General features: G+C 70.7%; 17 protein-coding genes. 12 read left to right on the top strand and 5 right to left on the bottom strand.

The features are described 5' to 3' along the window. Positions 1-45: 45 nt before the first annotated feature. Positions 46-1,416: an NAD(P)/FAD-dependent oxidoreductase gene (locus C5C17_RS05435; RefSeq protein ID WP_104252374.1), complete on the bottom strand. Its 1,371-nt coding sequence runs from the start codon at positions 1,414-1,416 to the stop codon at positions 46-48. Positions 1,417-1,597: 181 nt separating this feature from the next. Here C5C17_RS05435 and C5C17_RS05430 point away from each other — a divergent pair, with 181 nt between their 5' ends. The 9 genes from C5C17_RS05430 (at position 1,598) to C5C17_RS05390 (ending at position 12,438) form a co-directional block, all read left to right on the top strand. Continuing rightward, the gene (locus C5C17_RS05430; protein ID WP_258065973.1) at positions 1,598-2,260 is read left to right on the top strand and encodes a TetR/AcrR family transcriptional regulator; all 663 of its coding nucleotides are present in this window, start codon (positions 1,598-1,600) and stop codon (positions 2,258-2,260) included. A 121-nt stretch (positions 2,261-2,381) separates the two neighbouring features. After that, complete coding sequence (locus tag C5C17_RS05425) at positions 2,382-4,004, top strand: NCS1 family nucleobase:cation symporter-1 (RefSeq protein WP_104252373.1); 1,623 nt, start codon at positions 2,382-2,384, stop codon at positions 4,002-4,004. A 4-nt stretch (positions 4,005-4,008) separates the two neighbouring features. Beyond that, complete coding sequence (locus C5C17_RS18755) at positions 4,009-4,740, top strand: aspartate/glutamate racemase family protein (protein WP_104252372.1); 732 nt, start codon at positions 4,009-4,011, stop codon at positions 4,738-4,740. Further along, positions 4,737-6,083: an allantoinase AllB gene (allB, locus tag C5C17_RS05415; protein ID WP_219820475.1), complete on the top strand. Its 1,347-nt coding sequence runs from the start codon at positions 4,737-4,739 to the stop codon at positions 6,081-6,083. The genes C5C17_RS18755 and allB overlap by 4 nt, the downstream gene beginning before the upstream one ends. Then, the gene (locus C5C17_RS05410; RefSeq protein WP_104252370.1) at positions 6,080-7,273 is read left to right on the top strand and encodes an acetamidase/formamidase family protein; all 1,194 of its coding nucleotides are present in this window, start codon (positions 6,080-6,082) and stop codon (positions 7,271-7,273) included. Before allB ends, C5C17_RS05410 begins: the two co-directional genes overlap by 4 nt. Continuing rightward, a complete protein-coding gene (locus tag C5C17_RS05405; RefSeq protein WP_104252369.1) occupies positions 7,270-8,967 on the top strand; it encodes an AtzH-like domain-containing protein in 1,698 nt (565 codons plus the stop codon). Before C5C17_RS05410 ends, C5C17_RS05405 begins: the two co-directional genes overlap by 4 nt. A gap of 5 nt (positions 8,968-8,972) precedes the next feature. Beyond that, a complete protein-coding gene (locus tag C5C17_RS05400) occupies positions 8,973-10,220 on the top strand; it encodes an alanine--glyoxylate aminotransferase family protein (RefSeq protein ID WP_104252428.1) in 1,248 nt (415 codons plus the stop codon). Continuing rightward, positions 10,217-11,629 (top strand): Zn-dependent hydrolase, encoded by a 1,413-nt coding sequence (locus tag C5C17_RS05395; RefSeq protein WP_258065972.1) that lies wholly within the window; start codon positions 10,217-10,219, stop codon positions 11,627-11,629. Before C5C17_RS05400 ends, C5C17_RS05395 begins: the two co-directional genes overlap by 4 nt. Then, the gene (locus C5C17_RS05390) at positions 11,626-12,438 is read left to right on the top strand and encodes a sulfite exporter TauE/SafE family protein (RefSeq protein ID WP_104252368.1); all 813 of its coding nucleotides are present in this window, start codon (positions 11,626-11,628) and stop codon (positions 12,436-12,438) included. The genes C5C17_RS05395 and C5C17_RS05390 overlap by 4 nt, the downstream gene beginning before the upstream one ends. A gap of 268 nt (positions 12,439-12,706) precedes the next feature. On the opposite strand, the gene gabT is transcribed toward C5C17_RS05390, so the two are convergent. Next, positions 12,707-14,056, bottom strand: a complete 1,350-nt coding sequence (gabT, locus tag C5C17_RS05385; protein WP_104252367.1) for a 4-aminobutyrate--2-oxoglutarate transaminase — start codon at positions 14,054-14,056, stop codon at positions 12,707-12,709. A 138-nt stretch (positions 14,057-14,194) separates the two neighbouring features. On the opposite strand from gabT, the gene C5C17_RS05380 reads away from it, so the two are divergent. Further along, positions 14,195-15,649: a PucR family transcriptional regulator gene (locus C5C17_RS05380; protein ID WP_181028496.1), complete on the top strand. Its 1,455-nt coding sequence runs from the start codon at positions 14,195-14,197 to the stop codon at positions 15,647-15,649. A 48-nt stretch (positions 15,650-15,697) separates the two neighbouring features. Next, complete coding sequence (locus C5C17_RS05375) at positions 15,698-16,210, top strand: hypothetical protein (RefSeq protein WP_104252365.1); 513 nt, start codon at positions 15,698-15,700, stop codon at positions 16,208-16,210. On the opposite strand, the gene C5C17_RS05370 is transcribed toward C5C17_RS05375, so the two are convergent. From C5C17_RS05370 to C5C17_RS05360, 3 genes are all read right to left on the bottom strand, one after another. After that, a complete protein-coding gene (locus C5C17_RS05370) occupies positions 16,207-16,566 on the bottom strand; it encodes a hypothetical protein (protein ID WP_104252364.1) in 360 nt (119 codons plus the stop codon). The two genes, C5C17_RS05375 and C5C17_RS05370, sit on opposite strands and share 4 nt — an antisense overlap. A 64-nt stretch (positions 16,567-16,630) precedes the next feature. After that, the gene (locus C5C17_RS05365) at positions 16,631-17,776 is read right to left on the bottom strand and encodes a branched-chain amino acid aminotransferase (protein WP_104252363.1); all 1,146 of its coding nucleotides are present in this window, start codon (positions 17,774-17,776) and stop codon (positions 16,631-16,633) included. Continuing rightward, a complete protein-coding gene (locus C5C17_RS05360) occupies positions 17,773-18,855 on the bottom strand; it encodes a 3-isopropylmalate dehydrogenase (RefSeq protein ID WP_104252362.1) in 1,083 nt (360 codons plus the stop codon). The genes C5C17_RS05365 and C5C17_RS05360 overlap by 4 nt, the downstream gene beginning before the upstream one ends. Positions 18,856-18,928: 73 nt before the next feature. Here C5C17_RS05360 and C5C17_RS05355 point away from each other — a divergent pair, with 73 nt between their 5' ends. Next, positions 18,929-19,462 (top strand): hypothetical protein, encoded by a 534-nt coding sequence (locus C5C17_RS05355; RefSeq protein WP_104252361.1) that lies wholly within the window; start codon positions 18,929-18,931, stop codon positions 19,460-19,462. The last annotated feature ends 140 nt before the right edge of the window (positions 19,463-19,602 follow it).

Here is a 19,602-nt window from a genome sequence, read left to right as displayed (position 1 = left end):
TCTCCAGTTCTTCGGGTGTCGTCCGATTTCACGTGCCGTGGGCGCTCAGGACTCGAGGATGCGCTTCGCCGTAGCTTCGCCCATCCGCACTGCGCCGTCAACGTGCTGGTAGCCCTCGGCCGCGAGGTCGGAGCTGGACCAGAAGATCGGGCCGACCGGGTCGTGCTGGATGGCGCCCCAGCGGGCGAGCCCACCGAGGTCGTAGCTGGTGGCGTACGCGCCTCGCGTCCACTCTTCCGCGCCGAAGTCGGAGAGGTAGAACACCTCGGGCTCGAGGGCCTTCGGGCCGAGGAATTCGGCGACGGCGCCGAGCACGGCCGCCTTGCGCTCCTCTTCGCCGAGCGCCCACATGGCTTCGGCCGCCTCGTCGGTGATGAACCCGACGAGCGTGCCGCGCTCATCCTCGTGGTTGGTGTTGTCGTAGACCTCCTGGACGAGGTGGCCGGCGCCGAAGGCGGTGCCGCTGAGGCCGTCCTCTCGCCAGAACGGCGTCGCGTAGGTGGCGTGCACCTTGATGACGAGGCCCATGGAGATGTGCTGGTGCACGATCATCTGCTGGCGAGGCAGCGCTGGCACGAACGAGACGCGCGAGTAGAGGTTCGGCGGCACGGCCATGATGGCGTGCTGGGCCTTCACGGTGATGTGGTCGGCGATGGCGGTCACCGGAGCGGCCTTGCCTGCCCCGTTGTCGTCCCAGTGGAGGAAGCGCACGGGGTTGCCCGGGAACACGACGTCGTCGCCGAGGTCTGCCGCCATCTGCTGGCTGACGGACTGCATGCCGCCGACGACGCGCTTGTCGAGGATGAAGCTCTCGTCGACGAGGTTCGAGAACGAGCCGGCGGATGCGGCCATGAGCACGGCCTGCAGGGCCGAGAACGCGAAGGCCGGCTTGGTGAGCATGCCGCCCGCGACGAAGAGCCCGATGTTGTTGCACGCCTCCTCGTCGTCGGACTGCTGACGCAGCCAGTGGTGGAAGGAGATCGTGTCGAGTTCGCGCGCCTTGGCGTGCGCCCAGGGCTCGTGGGGGCCGATCTCGGCGGCGAGGCCGTCCAGGATCTCGATCATGCGGTCCATCTCGGCGGCCGTGTGCTCGCTGACGGGGAAGGTGTCACCCTCGTAGACGGTGCGCTCGCCCTTCGGGCTGATGTAGACGGACTTGCCTTCGCGGTAGCGCGAGAAGGTGTCCTTGCCGAGCTCTTCGAGGAGGGCGAGGAGCGCCGTCTGGTCGGGCGAGACCCACTGGCCGCCGATCTCGAAGAACTGGCCGTCGATGATGTTGCTCCACGTGCGCCCGCCGACGCGGTCGCGCGCTTCGAGGACGGCGACGGTCTTGCCCGCCTGGGTGAGGCGGCGTGCCGCTGTGAGCCCGGATGGGCCCGCTCCGATGATGACGACGTCGCGTTCGATGGTCTGCATTTCCGCTCTTTCCGTTGTGACAGCCCCAAGCGCCCTGGCTTCGCCGTCGAAGTGAGTCAGGATGGCGACCGGATTCGTGACCGGGCCATCCAAATGAACAGGATTAATTTACGTTAGTCGACACCGCCCCCTCGGACAAGGAGCATTTGCGAGGCGATATGGTCGGGAGACGGGAGGGCCAGTGAGCACCAGCGAACATGTGGAGTCCGACGGACAGCGGCGTGCCGGGCGACCCCGCACGCGCATCCTGACGCAGAAGCGCATCACCGACGCCGCCATGCGGGTCGCGAGCCACGACGGCTACGACGCCCTGACCATGGCGAAGCTCGCCAAGGCACTCGACGTGACCCCCGCCGCGCTCTACAACCACGCACACTCGAAGCGGCAGATCCTCCGCTGGATCGAGGACCGCCTCATGGCCGCCGTCGACGCCTCCGCCTTCGAGACCGAGCCATGGAATCTGGCCCTGGCAGCGTGGGCGCGCAGCTACCGACTCGTCATGAAAGAGCACGACTCGCTCGTCGAGGCGATCGCGAAGATGCCCGTCGCCGGGGCGACCGAGACCCTCTCGATGTACGAGAGCGTCGCCGCAGGCCTCCGCCGTGCGGGGTGGCCCGACGCGAGCATCATGCCGGCGATCGTCGCCATCGAATCCTTCATCTACGGCTCCGCGTACGACCTCAACGCCCCGCTCGACATCTTCGACCTGGGCGAGCAGGCGGACGCAGCACCGACGCTCGCGGCGGCCGTCGCCGCGCATCCACCACAGGAGCTGCGCGAGCAGGCATTCGAGCGCGGCCTCGCAGCGCTCATCCGCGGACTCGCGCCATCCTCCGAGGCCTGAACGGCGCCTCGACCCGGAGGTCGTGTGAAGCGGCCACTGCACACCATGGCGCTCAGGCGGATTTACACGAGCGTTACATCGCAGAAACCTGCCGACGAGCGTGAAGTCATAACTTCAACGCATGACCGATCAACTGGCACAGCCTGGCGCACCGAACAGCGTGCGCGCCGCGGACACCGCGGCCCCCGCCGGCAGCACGCCCAACGACGTCCTCGGAGCCGCGGGCCACCCCGCAGGCGAGGGCAACATGAAGCCGAGCTACGACCCGCGGCTTGCCAACGAAGACCTCGCCCCCCTGCGCAGGCAGCGGTGGGGCTCCTACAACATCTTCGCCTTCTGGATGTCCGACGTGCACAGCGTCGGCGGCTACGTCACCGCCGGCAGCCTCTTCGCGCTCGGCATCGCGAGCTGGCAGGTGCTGATCGCGCTCATCGTCGGCATCCTCATCGTGCAGTTCTTCACGAACCTCGTCGCGAAGTCGAGCCAGAAGACGGGCGTGCCGTACCCCGTCGTGAACCGTGCCATCTTCGGCGTCAAGGGCGCGAACATCCCCGCGATCATCCGCGGCCTCATCGCGATCGCCTGGTACGGCGTGCAGACGTTCCTCGCCGCGGAGTCGCTCAACATCGTCTTCCTCAAGTTCATCCCCGCGAGCGAGGTGCTGCGCACCGACTACTCGTTCCTCGGGCTCTCGGCGCTCGGATGGATCTCCTACGCCATCCTCTGGTTCGCGCAGGCCGCGCTGTTCTGGGGCGGGATGGAGTCCATCCGACGCTTCATCGACTGGGCGGGCCCCGCCGTCTACGTCGTCATGATCGTGCTCGCCATCTCCCTCGTCGGCCAGGCCGGCTGGGAGAACATCGACTTCAACCTCTCCGCAGGCGAACCGCTCGACTTCTGGGCCTCCATCCCGGTGATGTTCACGGCCATCGCCATCGTCGTCTCGTACTTCTCCGGCCCCATGCTGAACTTCGGCGACTTCTCGCGGTACGCGAAGAGCTACAAGGCGGTCAAGAAGGGCAACTTCCTGGGCTTGCCCCTCAACTTCCTCTTCTTCTCGATCCTCACCGTGCTCACCGCGAGCGCCACGGTGCCCGTCTTCGGCGAGCTCATCACCGACCCGATCCACACGGTCGAGCGCATCGACACCCACTTCGCGATCCTGCTCGGCGGCCTCACGTTCGTGACGGCCACCGTCGGCATCAACATCGTCGCGAACTTCATCGCCCCCGCCTTCGACTTCTCCAACGTGGCGCCCAACAAGATCAGCTGGCGCATGGGCGGCATGATCGCGGCCGTCGGCTCCGTGCTCCTCACCCCCTGGAACTGGTACAACAACGACGCCGCCATCCAGAACACGCTCGGCGTGCTCGGCGCGCTCATCGGCCCGCTCTTCGGCATCCTCATCGCCGGGTACTTCGTGATCGGCAGGCAGCGCATCAAGGTCGACGAGATGTTCACGATGAGCGAGACGGGCGCCTACTGGTACAAGAAGGGCTTCAACCCGAACGCGGTCTGGGCCATGGTGGCGGCGGGGGTCCCGACCGTGGCGATCGCGGTGCTGACGCGCCCGCTCGCCGAGGCGGGCATCCTCGACCTCAGCTACCTGGCTGACTTCAGCTGGTTCATCGGGTGCGGGCTCGGCTTCTCGCTGTTCGTGCTCTTCGAGCGCCAGCGTCCGCTCATGCCGACGTTCGAGGGCGAGACGGCCGGCATCTCCGACGGCTCGATCGACGAGGACTGACCACGTGCGCATCACACTCATCAACCCGAACACCTCCGTGGCGATGACACGGAAGGTCGAAGCCGCTGCCAGGGAGGTCGCTGGCCCTGGCGTCAAGATCGTCGCCCTGTGCCCGCCCCCCGGTGACGGACCCGAGGCTGTCGAGAGCCACTTCGACGAGGTGCGAGCGGCATCCGTCGTCGTCGACCTCATCGAACGGGACCTCGAGGCCGGCGGGAGCGACGGCTACGTCATCGCCTGCTTCGGAGACCCTGGGCTCGACGCCGCCCGCGAGCTCGTCGATGTGCCCGTCATCGGCATCGCCGAGGCGGCCATGCACGTCGCTGCGCTCACGGGCCGCACGTTCGGCATCGTGACCACCCTCTCCCGCACCCTGGGACGCGCCGACGACCTCGTGCTGCGGTACGGCTTCGAGCGGGCCTGCGTCGCGGCGTACGGCACGGGCATTCCCGTGCTGGCCCTCGAGGAGACGGGGTCCGCGGCCTTCGAGGACATCGCCGCGTGGTGCGAGCGAGTGGTCCGCGAGGACGGCGCGGACGCGGTGGTGCTCGGATGCGCCGGCATGGCCGACCTATGCGCCCGGCTCTCCGCGCGAGTCGGGGTGCCGGTCGTCGACGGCGTCACCGCCTCGGTCGGGCTCGTCGCCGCGATGTCGCGCATGGGCGTCGGCACGAGCAAGCGCGACGAGTACGCGAGGCCATCGCGGGCCCGAGTCCGAGCGGCGGCGATCGCGTGAGGATCGCCGCCGAGCGCGCCTTCATCGACGGCGCGTTCTCCCCCGCCACGGTCCGCTTCGAGGACGGGGTCATCACGGGCATCGAGCGCTTCGACGCCTCAGCCGACGTCGTCCTGTCGACGGCCCAGGTGCTCCTCCCCGGCCTCGTCGACACGCACGTGCACCTCAACGAGCCCGGCCGCACGCACTGGGAGGGCTTCGCGACCGGTACGGCCGCGGCCGCGGCCGGCGGGGTCACGACCGTCGTCGACATGCCCCTCAACTCACTGCCCGTGACGACCACCGTCGAGGCCCTCGAGGCGAAGCGGACCGCGGCGGCGGGCCAGCTCGCGGTCGACCTCGCCTACTGGGGCGGTGCGGTGCCGCAGAATCTCAGCGCCCTGCAGCCGCTCCTCGCAGCCGGGGCCGTCGGCGTGAAGTGCTTCCTCGCGCCGAGCGGCATCGACGAGTTCGACCCGCTGTCGATCGGCGACCTCGAGCTGGCGCTCACCGAGCTCGCCGAGGTCGACGGCCTCCTGATCGCCCACGCCGAGCTCGACGACCACCTCGGCGAGGCATCCGGCCCCGTCTTCACCGACTTCGTCGCCACCAGGCCCCCCGCCGCTGAGGTCGAGGCGATCCGCGCCGTGGTCGAGGCGGCGAGGCGCACGGGCGCCCGCGCGCACATCGTGCACGTCTCGGCAGCCGAGGCGCTCGACGTCATCCGCGCCGCGAAGGCCGAGGGGGTGCGCATCACGATCGAGACCTGCCCCCATTACCTGAGCCTCCGCGCCGAGGAGGTGCCGGACGGCGACGGGCGCTTCAAGTGCTGCCCGCCCATCCGCGACACCGCCAACCAGGACGCGCTCTGGGACGGCGTCCTCGACGGCACGATCGACGCCATCGTGAGCGACCACTCCCCCGCGACGCTCGAGCTCAAGGCCGGCCCCGACCTCGGCACGGCGTGGGGCGGCATCGCGGGTCTGCAGACGGGGCTCACCGCCGTCTGGACCGAGGCGCGGCGGCGCGGCATCCCGCTCGATGCCATCCTCCCGCTCTTCACGACGGGGCCCGCCGCACTCGTCCGCCTGGGCGACCGGGGCCGCATCGCACCGGGCGCGCCCGCGCACTTCGCCGTCTTCGAGCCGGAGCTCGAGCACACGCTCGAGGAGAGCGCGCTCGAGTACCGCACCAAGATCAGCCCGTGGCACGGGCAGCGGATGCACGGCGCCATCACCGCGACCTACCTGCACGGCGACGAGATCTACACTCGCGCGAGGGGGCTCAGCTCGCGCCGCGGACGCGAGGTGCTCGCAGAACCGGCATCTGCCGGGTTGGATCTCGACGAGGAGCAGGCAGCATGACGACGTCGAGCATCACCGACCCCCGGGCGATCGCGAACCGGTTCGGCGTCAGCTCGAACACCCCCGCCTTCGCTCGGACACCGATCCTGCAACCGGGCACCGCCCTGCCGGACGGCGTGACCTATCTGCCCTCTGGGCGGGCGACGTCCCTCTGGGGCCGGCTCCCCGCGCGCGACGACGCCCCGGTGCTCACGATCGAGCCCGGCGCCACCGTCGTCGTCGACACCGTGAGCCACGAGGGCCTGCTCCCCGACCAGGGACAGGACCCGGCCCGGTTCTTCGGAGCGCACGGCGTGCAGGCCGACGCCGTGCTGCTCGACGCCATCGAGATCGCGCGCGACTCCGCGCGCGATGCCGCACAGGACGGACCGCACGTCGTGACGGGCCCGATCGAGATCGAGGGCGCCCTGCCGGGCGATCTGCTGAGGATCACGGTCGTGAAGCTGGAGCCGCGCGTGCCATACGGCGTGGTCTCCAACCGCCACGGCAAGGGCGCCCTGCCAGGCGTGCTGCCGAGGAGCGGCACGACCGTGAGCGTCTTCACCCCCGTCGAGGAGCGCGACGGCACCCTCGTCGGGACGATGCCGCTCACCGAGGGCGGTGAGCGGCACGTGGCGTTCCCGCTCGCCCCGTTCCTCGGCACGATGGGCGTCGCCCCAGCAGAGGGAGGACGCCTGCACTCGGTGCCTCCCGGCCCGCACGGTGGCAACATCGACATCAAGCTGCTCACCGAGGGCAGCGTGCTCTACCTCCCCGTCCAGGTCGCGGGCGCCCTCGCCTACGTCGGCGACCCGCACTTCGCGCAGGGCGACGGCGAGGTCGCGCTCACCGCACTCGAGGCCTCGCTGCGCGCCACCCTCACCTTCGACCTCGTACCGGCGGCGGATGCGCGCGAAGCGTTCGGCGAGCTGACCGGGCCCCTCGTGCGCACCCCCGACTACCTCGTGCCGACCGGCCTCGACCCCGACCTGAACGTCGCCATGCGCAACTGCGTGCGCGCCTCCCTCGACCTGCTGCATGCGCGGTGGGGAATGGACGAGCACCTCGCCTACGCCTACCTCTCAGCGGCCGCCGACTTCGACATCTCCCAGGTCGTCGACGTCGTCTGCGGCGTGCACGCCCGCATCCGCGAGGCAGACTTCGCCGACGTGCAGAGCGGCCCCAGCCGGCAGACAGGAGCATCCGCGTGAGCGCAGCAGAGCACCGCCAGGTCGGCGCGGCCCCGGACCAGGCCGCAAGCGCGGCGCCGGGCACCCCGCCGGCAGAGCTCCTCGCGGCCTTCGAGGCCTACGAGCGAGCCGTGCAGGACAACGACCTCGACGAGCTCGACGCCTGGTTCGCGCCCGGCGCCGAGACCATGCGCGGCGACGACGCCGGGCTGCTCGTCGGCCACGAGCAGATCAGCGACTTCCGCTCGCAGCGCGGCGGCGTCGCGAGACGACGCATCGAGACCATCCAGTACCGCCCCCTGGCGGACGGGGTCGCGCTGCTCGTCTCCACATCGGTCTTCGCGTCAGGCGGCCGCGGGATGCAGACGCAGCTCTGGCAGCTGCTGCCAGAGGGGTGGCGCATCACGGCCGCGCACGTGACCCCGCGGCCGCGCGCCTTCGACAGCTCCATCTGGCGCGCCGTCGGCGACCCGCTGTTCCAAGGCGCCTGGGAGGGGCCGCTCGGTGGGCTCACGGTCGCCGTCAAGGATCTCTTCGCGATCCGCGGGTACCGGATCGGCGCCGGCAACCCCAGCTACCTCGACTCCGCGAAGGCCGAGACCAGGACGGCACCGGCCGTGCGCGACCTGCTGCGCGGCGGCGCCTCCCTGCGAGGCATCGCCCGCACCGATGAGTTCGCGTACTCGATCGCGGGAGACAACGCCCACTTCGGGACCCCGCCGAACGCCGCCGTCCCCGGCGCGCTGCCCGGCGGCTCGTCGAGCGGGCCCGCATCCGCCGTCGCCGCCGGCCAGGCAGACATCGGCCTCGCCACCGACACCGCCGGATCAGTGAGAATCCCGGCCTCCTACCAGGGACTGTGGGGCCTGCGCACAACCCACGACCTCGTGCCACGCCAGGGCCTGCTGCCGCTCGCGCAGTCGTTCGACACCGTCGGCTGGCTCACGCGGGACGGCGAGACGCTGCAGGGCGTCGCCGACTGGTGCCTGTCGTACGAGAGCTCCGACTCGACCGCGAGCGCTGCCGGACAGCGCGGCGACGACCTGCCCGCCCGCCTCCTCGTCCCGACTGAGATCCTCGCCGCGGCCTCGACCGAGACCGCGGCCGCCTTCGAAGCCTTCCTGCTGGGGCTCGAGACGGACGGCGCGCTGGATGCCCCCGTCGAGCGCGTCTCGATCGGCGAGCTCTCGGGATACCAGGAGCCGTTCCGCATCGTGCAGGGCGCGGAGGCCTGGCGCAACAACCGGCGCTGGCTCGAGGAGCATCCCGGCACCACCGGCCCCTCGGTGGCGCAGCGCTTCGCGGCCGCGGCACGCATCACCGCGGCGGAGGAGCAGGCGGCTCGCGACGCCCTCGCCCCCCTCAGGGCGCGCCTCGAGCAGCTCGTCGGCGACGCCGTGCTGCTCTTCCCGACGGCCCCCGGTGCCGCGCCGAACCGCACCGCGGACGCGACCTCGATCGACGCGACCCGCACCGCCACCCTCCGCATGACGACCCCGGCGGCGGTCGCCGGACTGCCCGCCCTCTCAGTCCCACTCCTCCGAGTGCCTGCCGCGACCGGAGGGCACGAGGCCCCCGTCGGCGTGTGCCTCGTCTCGCGCGCCGGATCGGACCTGGCGCTCGTCCGGCTCGGCAGGCAACTCGCATCCGCCGCCGCATCAGCCCCGACTTCCACCCACCCCGCCGCGACCGGCGAGCGAGCCACGAAAGAATGATCCAGATGACTGCGATTCCCCCGATCGAACCACCAGCCCGCCTCCTCATGGGCCCCGGCCCGATCTCCGCGTACCCGAGCGTGCTGCGCGCCATGTCGAGCACCCTCGTCGGGCAGTACGACCCGTTCATGACGCAGGCCATGAACGAGACACAGGAGCTGTACCGGCAGGTGTGGTCGACCGCCAACGACGCGACGATGCTCATCGACGGCACCTCGCGCGCAGGCATCGAGGCGGCCCTCGTGTCGCTCATCCGCCCCGGAGACCGGGTGCTCGTGCCCGTCTTCGGGCGCTTCGGCCACCTCCTTGCCGAGATCGCCGAGCGTGCCCTCGCCGAAGTGCACACCATCGAGGTGCCGTGGGGGCAGGTCGTGCCCGTCTCGCAGATCGAGGAAGCCGTCGTGCGCGTCAAGCCGACCCTGCTCGCGCTCGTGCAGGGCGACACCTCCACGACCATGAACCAGCCGCTCGACGAGGTGGGCGCCATCTGCGCGAAGCACGGAGTGCTCTTCTACGCCGACGCCACCGCGTCGATCGCCGGCAACGAGTTCCTCGCCGACGAATGGGGCCTCGACGCCGCGACGGCCGGCCTCCAGAAGTGCCTCGGCGGCCCGAGCGGCTCGGCCCCCATCACCCTCTCCGAGCGCGCCGTCCACGTCATCCGCTCCCGCACGCGCGTCGAAGCGGGCATTCGCGAAGCGGGCGACGAGTCGGCGAGCGACTTCATCCGCTCCAACTACTTCGACCTCGGCATGATCCTCGACTACTGGGGGCCACGCCGCCTCAACCACCACACCGAGGCGACATCGATGCTCTACGCGGCCCGCGAGTGCGCCGCGGTGCTGCTGCGCGAGGGCCTGGACAACGCCATCGATCGCCACCGCGTCGCGGGCGCGGCGATGCTCGCCGGCGTGCAGGCGCTCGGGCTCGAGGTCTTCGGCGACGTCGCACACAAGATGAACAACGTCGTCGCGGTTGCCATCCCCGACGCCGTGCCCGGCGACGCCGCCAGAGCTGACCTGCTCGACGACTTCGGCATCGAGATCGGCACGTCCTTCGGGCCGCTGCACGGCAAGGTGTGGCGCATCGGCACGATGGGCTACAACGCACGCAAGGACACCGTGCTCACGACCCTCGTGGCACTCGAGGCCGTCCTCCGCAGGCACCGTGCTTCGGTGCCCGTCGACGGCGGCGTCGAGGCCGCCGCCGATGTCTTCCGCGCGTCAGCCCTACCCCTCGGATCCGCCTCGTGACGGCCGCCCGCCTGGCCGCCCTCGAACCCGCGGCCTTCGAGCTCGCGGCCCGCCGCGTCATGGCCCGCTGCGACGAGCTCGCGCGCATCACGTCGACACCCGGCACCATCACCCGCGTGCACCTCTCCCCCGAGCACGCACGAGTGAACCGGCTCACCGCCGAGTGGATGCGCGAGGCCGGCCTGCAGACCAGGCAGGACGCCGCAGGCAACCAGCTCGGACTCCTCCCAGCCGTCGACCCCGACGCCGCCGTGCTCATGCTGGGCTCCCACCTCGACACCGTCGTCAACGCCGGCCGCTACGACGGGGTCGTCGGTGTGCTCATGGCCATCGAGGTGGTGCGACTGCTGCAGCGCCGCGACGGCACGGCCGCTGATGCGGGTGCGCCTGCTCAGTCCCCCTTCGAGTTCGGACTCGAGGTCGCCGCGTTCTCCGACGAGGAGGGCGCCCGATTCGGGAAGGCCCTCCTCGGCTCCTCCGCCGTCGCCGGCACGTGGGACGACTCGTGGTGGGAGCTCGAGGACCCCGACGGGACGACCCTCCGGGAGGCCGCCCTCGAGTTCGGCCTCGATCCCGGTCGAGTCGCCAGCGCCGCCCGCCGTCCAGACCAGCTCGTGGGCTACCTCGAGGCGCACATCGAACAGGGCCCGGAACTGCACGCGCGGGGCGAATCGCTCGCCGTCGTCTCGTCGATCGCCTCCGCCCGCCGCTTCCAGCTCGTCGTCGAGGGCGAGGCCCGCCATGCAGGGGGCACGCCGTACGACATGCGGCGCGACGCGCTCCTCGGCGCGAGCGAGGCCGCCCTCGCCGTCGAGCGCATCTGCTCGGCGCAGCACCACATCATCGGCACCGTCGGCCAGTTCGAGGCGTTCCCCGGAGCCATGAACGTCGTGCCGGGTGAGGCGAGGTTCAGCCTCGACCTGCGCGGTGAGTTCGATGGTGAACGCGATCGGGTCTGGGACCAGATCTCCCGCGAGCTCGACGAGATCATGGGCCGCAGGCGCCTCCGATGGCACACCCGCGAAGTGCACAACGCCCCTGCCCTGTTCTGCGCACCGCTGCTGCAGGACGTCGTGAGCGAGGGCATCCGCGCAACCCTCGCCCCCGGGTCCAGCTCCGCAGCCGGCGCCGGTGCCGGCGCCGGTGCCGGCGCCGGCGCCGGTGCCGGCGCTCTGGCGTCGAGGCGGGTCGACGACCCCACGACCCTCTTCAGCCCGGCTGGCCACGACGGCATGGCGATCGGTGCCATCACCGACGTCGGCATGCTCTTCATGCGCAACCCGGACGGCGTCAGCCACCACCCGGACGAGGCGGTATCCTTCGGCGACGTCGCACTCGGCATCCGCGCCCTCGCAGAAGCCGTCGCCCACCTCGCCGCGGAGCACCGCAGCACCCAAGGAGCTTCATGACCACGCCAGCCCCCACCAGGTCCCGCCGCGACTGGATCGCGCTCATCGCGATCGGGCTCGCGGCCGGCTTCCTCTCCGGCTTCCTCGGCGTCGGCGGCGGCACCATCATCGTCCCGGCGCTCACGGGCTTCCTCGCCTTCAACCAGCGCCTCGCAGCCGGCACCTCGCTGGCCGCGATCATCCCGCCGGCCATCGTGGGCGTCATCGGCTACGTGGTGACGGGCTCCGTGAACTGGATCGCCGGGCTCATCCTCATCGCCGGCGCCATCGCCGGCGCCTGGATCGGCTCGTGGCTGCTCAACAAGCTCCCGCTCATCGTGCTGCGGTGGATGTTCATCGTCTTCCTGCTCGGCGTCGCCGTCTCCCTCTTCTTCGCCGTCCCGAGCCGTGACGCCGAGGTCGACATCTCCGCACTCACCGCGCTCATGCTCGTCGCCCTCGGGCTCGTCACCGGCATCATCTCCGGACTCATCGGCGTCGGCGGCGGCGTCATCCTCGTGCCGGCCCTCATGCTGCTCTTCGGATCGAGCGACCTCGAAGCGAAGGGGACGAGCCTGCTCGTCATGATCCCGACCACCATCACGGGCACCATCGGCAACTCCCGCCGCGGCAACGTCGACCTCAAGGCGGCCGCCGCGATCGGCCTCACGGCCGCCCTCACGAGCCTCCTCGGCGTGTGGTGCGCCGTGCTCATCGACCCGTGGGTCGGCAGCATCCTCTTCGGCGGCTACCTGCTCTTCATCGCTGGACAGAACGCCTACAAGACCATCAAGTCGCAGCGCGCGGCCAAGCGGGCCCCCGCCGCCTGACCCGCCGCGCGCTGCGACGGCGACGGCGACGGCTCCTGCTGCGACGGCGACAGCGCAGACATACGGGAAGTGCAGGTTCGTTTCGAAACGAACCTGCACTCCCCCTATGTCTGCGGCCAAAGCGGCCAATTCAGGTGAGCGCAGTCGCCGGGCGAGCGCGGAGACACCTCGACGCCCCGGCGGCGCGGAATGTGCCGGGGCGTCGAGATTCTGGTGCCGAGGCTCTCGCCCGGCGGTCTGGTGCGCGCCCGTGGCGGGCGCGAGCGGCTTACGCCTGCGCGCGGATGGCGGCTTCGAGCACGTCGAGGCCGTCGTTCAGCAGCTCGTCCGTGATGGTGAGCGGCGGGAGGAGGCGCACGACGTTGCCGTAGGTGCCGCAGGAGAGGAGCACGACGCCCTGGCTGAGCGCGTCGGCGACGATCGCCTTCACGGCTGCCGGGTGCGGCTTCTTCGTGGTCGTCGCCGTGCCGGCCTCGACGAACTCGAACGCCAGCATGGCACCGCGTCCGCGGACCTCGCCGATGATCGTGTTCTCGCCGAGCTCGGCGCTGAGCGCCTCGAAGCGCGTCTTCACGATGGTCTCGATCTCGAGGGCGCGGGCGGCGAGCTGCTCGTCCTCCATGATGCTGATCGTTGCGAGCGCGGCGGCAGTGGCGACCGGGTTGCCCGTGTAGGTGCCGCCGAGTCCGCCGACGTGCACGCTGTCCATGATCTCGGCGCGGCCGACGACGGCCGAGAGCGGCATGCCGCCTGCGACGCCCTTGGCGATCGTGACGAGGTCGGGCACGATCTCCTCGTGCTCGGAGGCGAACCAGGCGCCCGTGCGGCACATGCCGGCCTGCACCTCGTCGGCGATGAAGACGACGCCGTTGGCCTTCGCCCACTCGACGAGTGCGGGGAGGAAGCCCTCGGCGGGGACGATGAAGCCACCCTCGCCCTGGATGGGCTCGATGATGATGGCCGCGACGTTCTTGCCGCCGACCTGCTTCTCGATGACGTCGATCGTGCGAGCCGCCGCCTCTGCGCCGGTCAGGCCGTCACGGTACGGGTAGCTCATGGGCGCGCGGTAGACCTCTGGCGCGAAGGGTCCGAAGCCGTCCTTGTACGGGATGTTCTTCGCGGTGAGGGCCATCGTGAGGTTCGTGCGGCCGTGGAAGGAGTGGTCGAACGCGATGACGGCGTTGCGGCCGGTCGAGTGGCGGGCGATCTTGACCGCGTTCTCGACGGCTTCCGCACCCGAGTTCAGGAGGACGGCCTTCTTGGCGTGGTCGCCTGGCGTGATCTCGATGAGCTTCTCGGTGACGGCGACGTAGCCCTCGTACGGGGTGATGCCGAAGGCGGTGTGCGTGAAGTGCGACGCGGCTTCCTGCACGGCGGCGACGACGCGGGGGTGGGATGCGCCGACGTTGGTGACGGCGATGCCCGCGCCGAAGTCGACGAACTGGTTGCCGTCGACGTCGCGGATGATGGCGCCATCGACGTCAGCCGCGTACACGGGGACTGCGGGAACGAGCGATGCGGAGACGCTCGCCTCACGACGGGCTGTCAGGGCCTGGGACTTGGGGCCTGGAATGGCGCCTTCGAGCTTGCGCTCCTGGGCAATGCGGAACTCCGTCACGATGCTTCCCTTCCTCGGGGTTCGACCTCTTGGTATGGCTTGAAGGCTACGCGGTTCTCCCCTCCGCTACGAATGGGCACGCGCACGACCCGTCCTACCGCGGCTGTGCATCCGTCTAAGCGTGCCTACAATCGGGGCATGCTTGCCACCGTCGACACGCTTCTCGCGGACCGCTCCCTCGGCCTGACCCTGCTCACCGGCGCCCCCACGCGGAGGCGGGCGGGCATCGAGTGGGTCGCGACGACCGAGCTGCTCAACCCGCAGCCGTTCCTCACGGGAGGCCAGCTGGTGCTGACGACGGGGATGCGCCTGCGCGGCACGCGCGCGTACCGCTCGTTCGTGGACTCGCTCGTCGCCGCCGACACCGTGGCGCTCGGCGTCGGCACCGGCTTCACGCACGAGAGCGTGCCGGAAGCCCTCGTCGCCGCAGCCGAGCAGGCTGGCCTCCCCCTGTTCGAGGTGGCCTACGAGACGCCGTTCGCGGCCCTCACCAAGATCGTCACGCAGGCGAGCACCGACGCGCAGCACTCGCGCCTCGAGGGTGAGCATCGTCAGCAGCAGCAGCTCGTCACCGCGCTGCTCTCCGATGGCGGCGTCACCGGGCTCGCCGCGCGCCTCGGGAGGCTCACGAAATCGCACGTCGCCGTCACGCGCCTCGGTGAGCTCCTGGCTGGGAGCCTCGACGTGCAGGATGAGGCCGTGAGCAGCTGGGATGCGCTCCCCATCTCCACTGGCCAGTCTGCCGGTGCGACGCTCCACATCACGAGCCCGCGCATCAACGAGGGGCTCGTGAACTACGCGCGCTCCCTGCTGAGCCTGCAGCTCATGCAGGACGCGCGCCGCGTGCGGGCGGCCCGCGACGCATCTGGTCTCGTGCTGCACGACCTGGTGCAGGGGAAGTTCTCGGTCGAGGACGCCGAGCGGCGACTGACCGCGCTCGGCGTCGCGACAGGGCAGGCCGCGCGCGTCCTCGTCGCCGAGACCGACGAGCGGCGGACCGCGGAGCTCACCGCGCTCCCCCTGCCCGCCGAGCTGCAGTCGTCGGTCTCCGCGGTGTTCGACGGCCGCCTCGTGGTGATCGTGCCCGAGCGGACCCGCATGCCCGCGGCAGCCGAGGCACTCATCGGCCTGGCGCGGTCGGCGGGCATCGCGGCCAGGGTCGGCATCGGCGACCTGTACCCGACGTCGCTCGCGCTGCGCTGGAGCTACTTCGAAGCCCGGGATGCCCTTCAGGGCGCTCCGCAGGACGTCGACGTCGCCACCTCGGCCCGCCTCTCCATCTCGTCGCTGCTGCTCGCGAGCCGCGACGTGCCCGTGCTCGAGCTTGCCGCGGAGGTGCTCGGCCCGCTCGAGACGCACGACACCGAGCACGGCTCCACGCTGCTCGCGACCCTCGACGCGTACTTCTCGCACTCCGGCCAGATCGCGCAGGTCGCGGAGGAGCTCGGCACGCACCGCAACACGGTGCGCTACCGGCTCGAGCAGATCGCGAGCATCACGGGCCTCGACCCCCGCGTCATGGCCGAGGGCGTGCAGCTGTGGCTCGCGGGCGCGGCCAGGCGGCTCAGCCCGAGCGGTGGGATGCGCGACTGAGCTGCGCGGGCGGCCCCTGCGGGCCGTCCGCTCTGCCAGACTTGGCGCATGCGCACCTCCGTGACCCTCCCGAACGGCGTCGAGATCGAACGAGGCAACGCCGTCGACGTCACCGTCGACGTCCTGGACGTTGAGGACCTCGCCTTCGCGCACGTGTGCCGCTCTCTGCGCCCGCAGCTGCAGCCACCCGCTGGCCTCATCGTGGCGATGCCCGCCGGCGACGACGTGCTCGGCTACGTGTACCGCGAAGAGCAGCGCGAGGACGGCCGACGTGACGAGCTCGACGACACCGACTCGCTGTTCGTCGACATCCACGAGCTGACGTTCGAATTCGACGCGCCCCGAGACGCCGGCATGCACGAGGACGGCGTGCGAGCCCTGCTCGCCCGTGCCCGCCCCGAGACCGCGCTGAAGATCGAGGGCGTCGAGCTGCTCGACCTGCGTGACGGCCCCATGTCGCTCATCACGTGCCGTCCGCCTCGCGCGTGGACGTTCCGCCAGCTGGTGCTGGAGGTGCAGCTGCTCCGCGGCTCCTACATGGCGTTGCACTACAAGAGCTAGCGGCGGCGCTGCGTCACCTCTCGCCAGCGGACTGCGCGCGAGGGGGCCACGGCGAACGTCAGGAACCAGCCTCCGGCGTAGGCGAAGAGCGCGACCAGCCCCATCGCGGCGACTGGGCTCGCGAACACGCCGAGCGCGAGCATCCCGAGCACCGCCGAGATAACAGCAGCCCGCCGCAGCCATCCCGGGGCGCGCACGAGGTGCCTCGTGGTCGCCCACCCGGCGAGGGCGGCGACCACGAGCACCACAGGTCCCAGCCAGAACTCGGCGAGCGCGAGGAACACCGCGAACGCGGTCGCCAGGACGAGCTCGAGGACCGCCAGGAGCACGAAGCCGCGCCTCGACGGCGCAGCCATGGCCCGCTCCTGATACTCGGCGCCCTTGCGGGCAGCCCACCCGTAGACCATGTGAACGATGCCGCTACGCCAGGCGCTGCGTCCAGCCCATGAGGTCGGGCAGCTCGCCGTTCTGGATGCCCGTCAGCTCGGCCCGGATGCGCATGCTCACCGAGTCCGCCGTGACCGCCGGGTTCTCGATCGTGAAGTCGGGCGACTTGACCTTGCCGATGGGCGAGATGACTGCCGCGGTGCCGCACGCGAACGCCTCGACGATCGACCCGTCGGCGACGCCCTCGCGCCACTCGTCGATCGTGATGCGCCGGTGCTCGATCCTGCGACCCGCCCGCTCGCACAGCTCGAGCACGCTGTCGCGCGTGATGCCGGGGAGGATGGAGTCGCTCAGCGGGGTCAGGATCGTGCCGTCGGACTTGATGAGCACGATGTTCATGCCCCCGAGCTCCTCGAGGTACCTGTTCTCGGACGAGTCGAGGAACAGCACCTGCTCGCAGCCGTTCGCGTACGCCTCCTCCTGCGGGAGCAGCGACGACGCGTAGTTGCCGCCGCACTTCGCCGCACCCGTGCCGCCGGCGCCGGCGCGCGAGTACTCCTGCGAGAGCCAGATGTCGACGGGGCGCGTCGGGTCGGAGAAGTACGAGCCAGCAGGGCAGGCGATGACCATGTAGCGCACCGTCTGCGCCGCCCGCACGCCGAGGAAGTTCTCGAACGCGATCATGAACGGGCGCAGGTACAGCGTCTTGCCCTCGCCGGCCGCCGGAACCCACTGCTCGTCGATCTGCACGAGCTGGCGCACCGACTCGAGGAAGAGCTCCTCGGGCAGCTCTGGCAGCGCGAGGCGCTTCGCCGAGTTCTGCAGGCGCTGCGCGTTGCGCTCTGGCCGGAACCCGAACACCTCTCCCCCGCCGTGGCGGTACGCCTTGAGGCCCTCGAAGATCTCCTGGCCGTAGTGGAACACCGCCGAGGATGGGTCGACCTGCAGCGGCCCGTACGGCACGACGCGGGCGTCGTGCCAGCCGTCGGCGACGGTCCAGTCGATGATCACCATGTGGTCGGTGAAGTGCTTGCCGAACCCGGGGTCGGCGAGCACCGCATCCCGCACCTCGGCGGATGCGGGGGCCGGGTTGCGTTCGATCGAGAACTCGAGGGACGCACCCTCGGTGCGTCCGGCCTGGGTCGTCGTGCCTGGGTGGGTGCTGCTGGTGTCGCTCATGCGTTGGTTCCTTGCGCGGTCAGTCGGGAGATGATGGCGTCGCCGATCTCGGACGTGCTCCTGGATGCCCCGCCTCGCGAGGCGAGGTCGGCGCGGCAGGCTGCCTCGAGGGCTGCGGCTGCGTCGATGAGTCCGAAGTGCTCGAGCAGCAGAACGACGGAGAGGATCGCCGCCGTCGGGTCGGCTTTGCCGAGGCCCGCGATGTCTGGTGCCGAGCCGTGGACGGGCTCGAACATGCTGGGGAACTCGCCGTCGGGATTGATGTTGCCCGAGGCCGCCAGCCCGATGCCGCCGGTGATGGCTGCGGCAAGGTCGGTCACGATGTCACCGAACAGGTTATCGGTGACGATCACGTCGAACCGCGACGGGTTCGTGACGAAGAAAATCGTAGCAGCGTCGACGTGCAGGTACTCGACGGCGACGTCAGGGTAGTCGGCGGAGACGCGGTCGACGACGCGCTGCCAGAGCACGCCCGCGTTGACGAGCACGTTCTTCTTGTGCACGAGCGTGAGGTGCTTGCGCGGGCGGGACTTCGCCTTCTCGAACGCGTAGCGGACGGTGCGCTCGACGCCGTAGGCCGTGTTCACGGAGACCTCGGTTGCGATCTCCTGCGGGGTTCCCACGCGGACGACGCCGCCGTTGCCGACGTACGGCCCCTCCGTGCCCTCGCGCACGACGACGAAGTCGACCTCGCCGGGGTCGCTCAGCGGGGTCTTCACACCGGGCGAGATCGCGCCAGGGCGCAGGTTGATGTAGTGGTCGAACGCGAAGCGCAGCTTGAGCAGCAGGCCGCGCTCGATGATGCCCCCGGCCAGCCGCTCGTCGGCCGGGTCGCCGCCCACGGCACCGAGGAGGATGCCGTCGTGCTGCGCGAGCGCGTGCAGCTCCGCATCCGAGATGATCTCGCCGGTCTCCAGGTAGCGGGCCGCGCCGAACGGGTACTCGGTGAGCGTCAGCTCGACGCCCTCTGGCAGCGCAGCCTGCAGGGCACGCTGCGCCTGCGCGGTGACCTCCGGGCCGATCCCGTCGCCCGCGATGACGGCGATGTCGAGCTTCTCTGGCGCTGCACGTTCCGACACGAGGCGTCCTTTCCTGCCGACGGCGGTCGCGGCTCCCCCAGTTTAGGCCGCAGCGGGGCTAGCGTCTGTCGTCATGACCACCGCGATCCTGCGCCGCAAGGACGATCTGCCGCGTGCGCGCGCCGCCAGCCGCCTCACGGCCTACGTGTACGGCAACATCATCATCCTCGCGACGCTCCTGGGACTCGTGCACGCGGGCGAGGAACCCGGCGAGGGTGCGGTCGTGATCCTCGCGACGGGCGGCACGACGCTCCTCGCGCACCTCATCGCCGACGCGGTGGGCCACTCCACGAGGGCCAAGGCCGGCGACCGCCGCGAGCGCGCAGCGCACATCGAGTTCCTGCACGAGCTGCGGGATGCGGTGCCGATCGCGTCGGCTGCGTCCATCCCGGCCGCGATCCTCGGAGTGGCCGCACTCGGCGTCATCGACGGCGAGACGGCGCAGCTCGTCGCCGAGATCGTCATCATCGTGCGGCTCGCCGCCATGGGCTTCACGGTGCAGCGCATCCGCGGCGAGCGGCCCTCGTTCCGCACCTTCGCCGCCGGCATCGGCCTCGCCCTCATCGGCGTCGCCATCTCCGTGCTCAAGGCGAACCTCGGACACTAGCTCCTCGTGCCCCGCTCGCCTGAGCGCACCCCCCCTCCTCACGCGCCGCGGCCTGCTCGTAGCACGACCAACTGGCGGGTGGCCAGCTCGTGGGATGGATGCCGGTCGGCGGGCTCTTGCGAGGCTGTCTTGGCGCATCC

Origin of the sequence: Pseudoclavibacter sp. RFBA6, assembly GCF_002931575.1 — a bacterium.
GTDB classification, from domain to species: Bacteria; Actinomycetota; Actinomycetes; order Actinomycetales; family Microbacteriaceae; genus Pseudoclavibacter; species Pseudoclavibacter terrae.
This window is presented reverse-complemented; position numbering and strand designations above follow the sequence as displayed.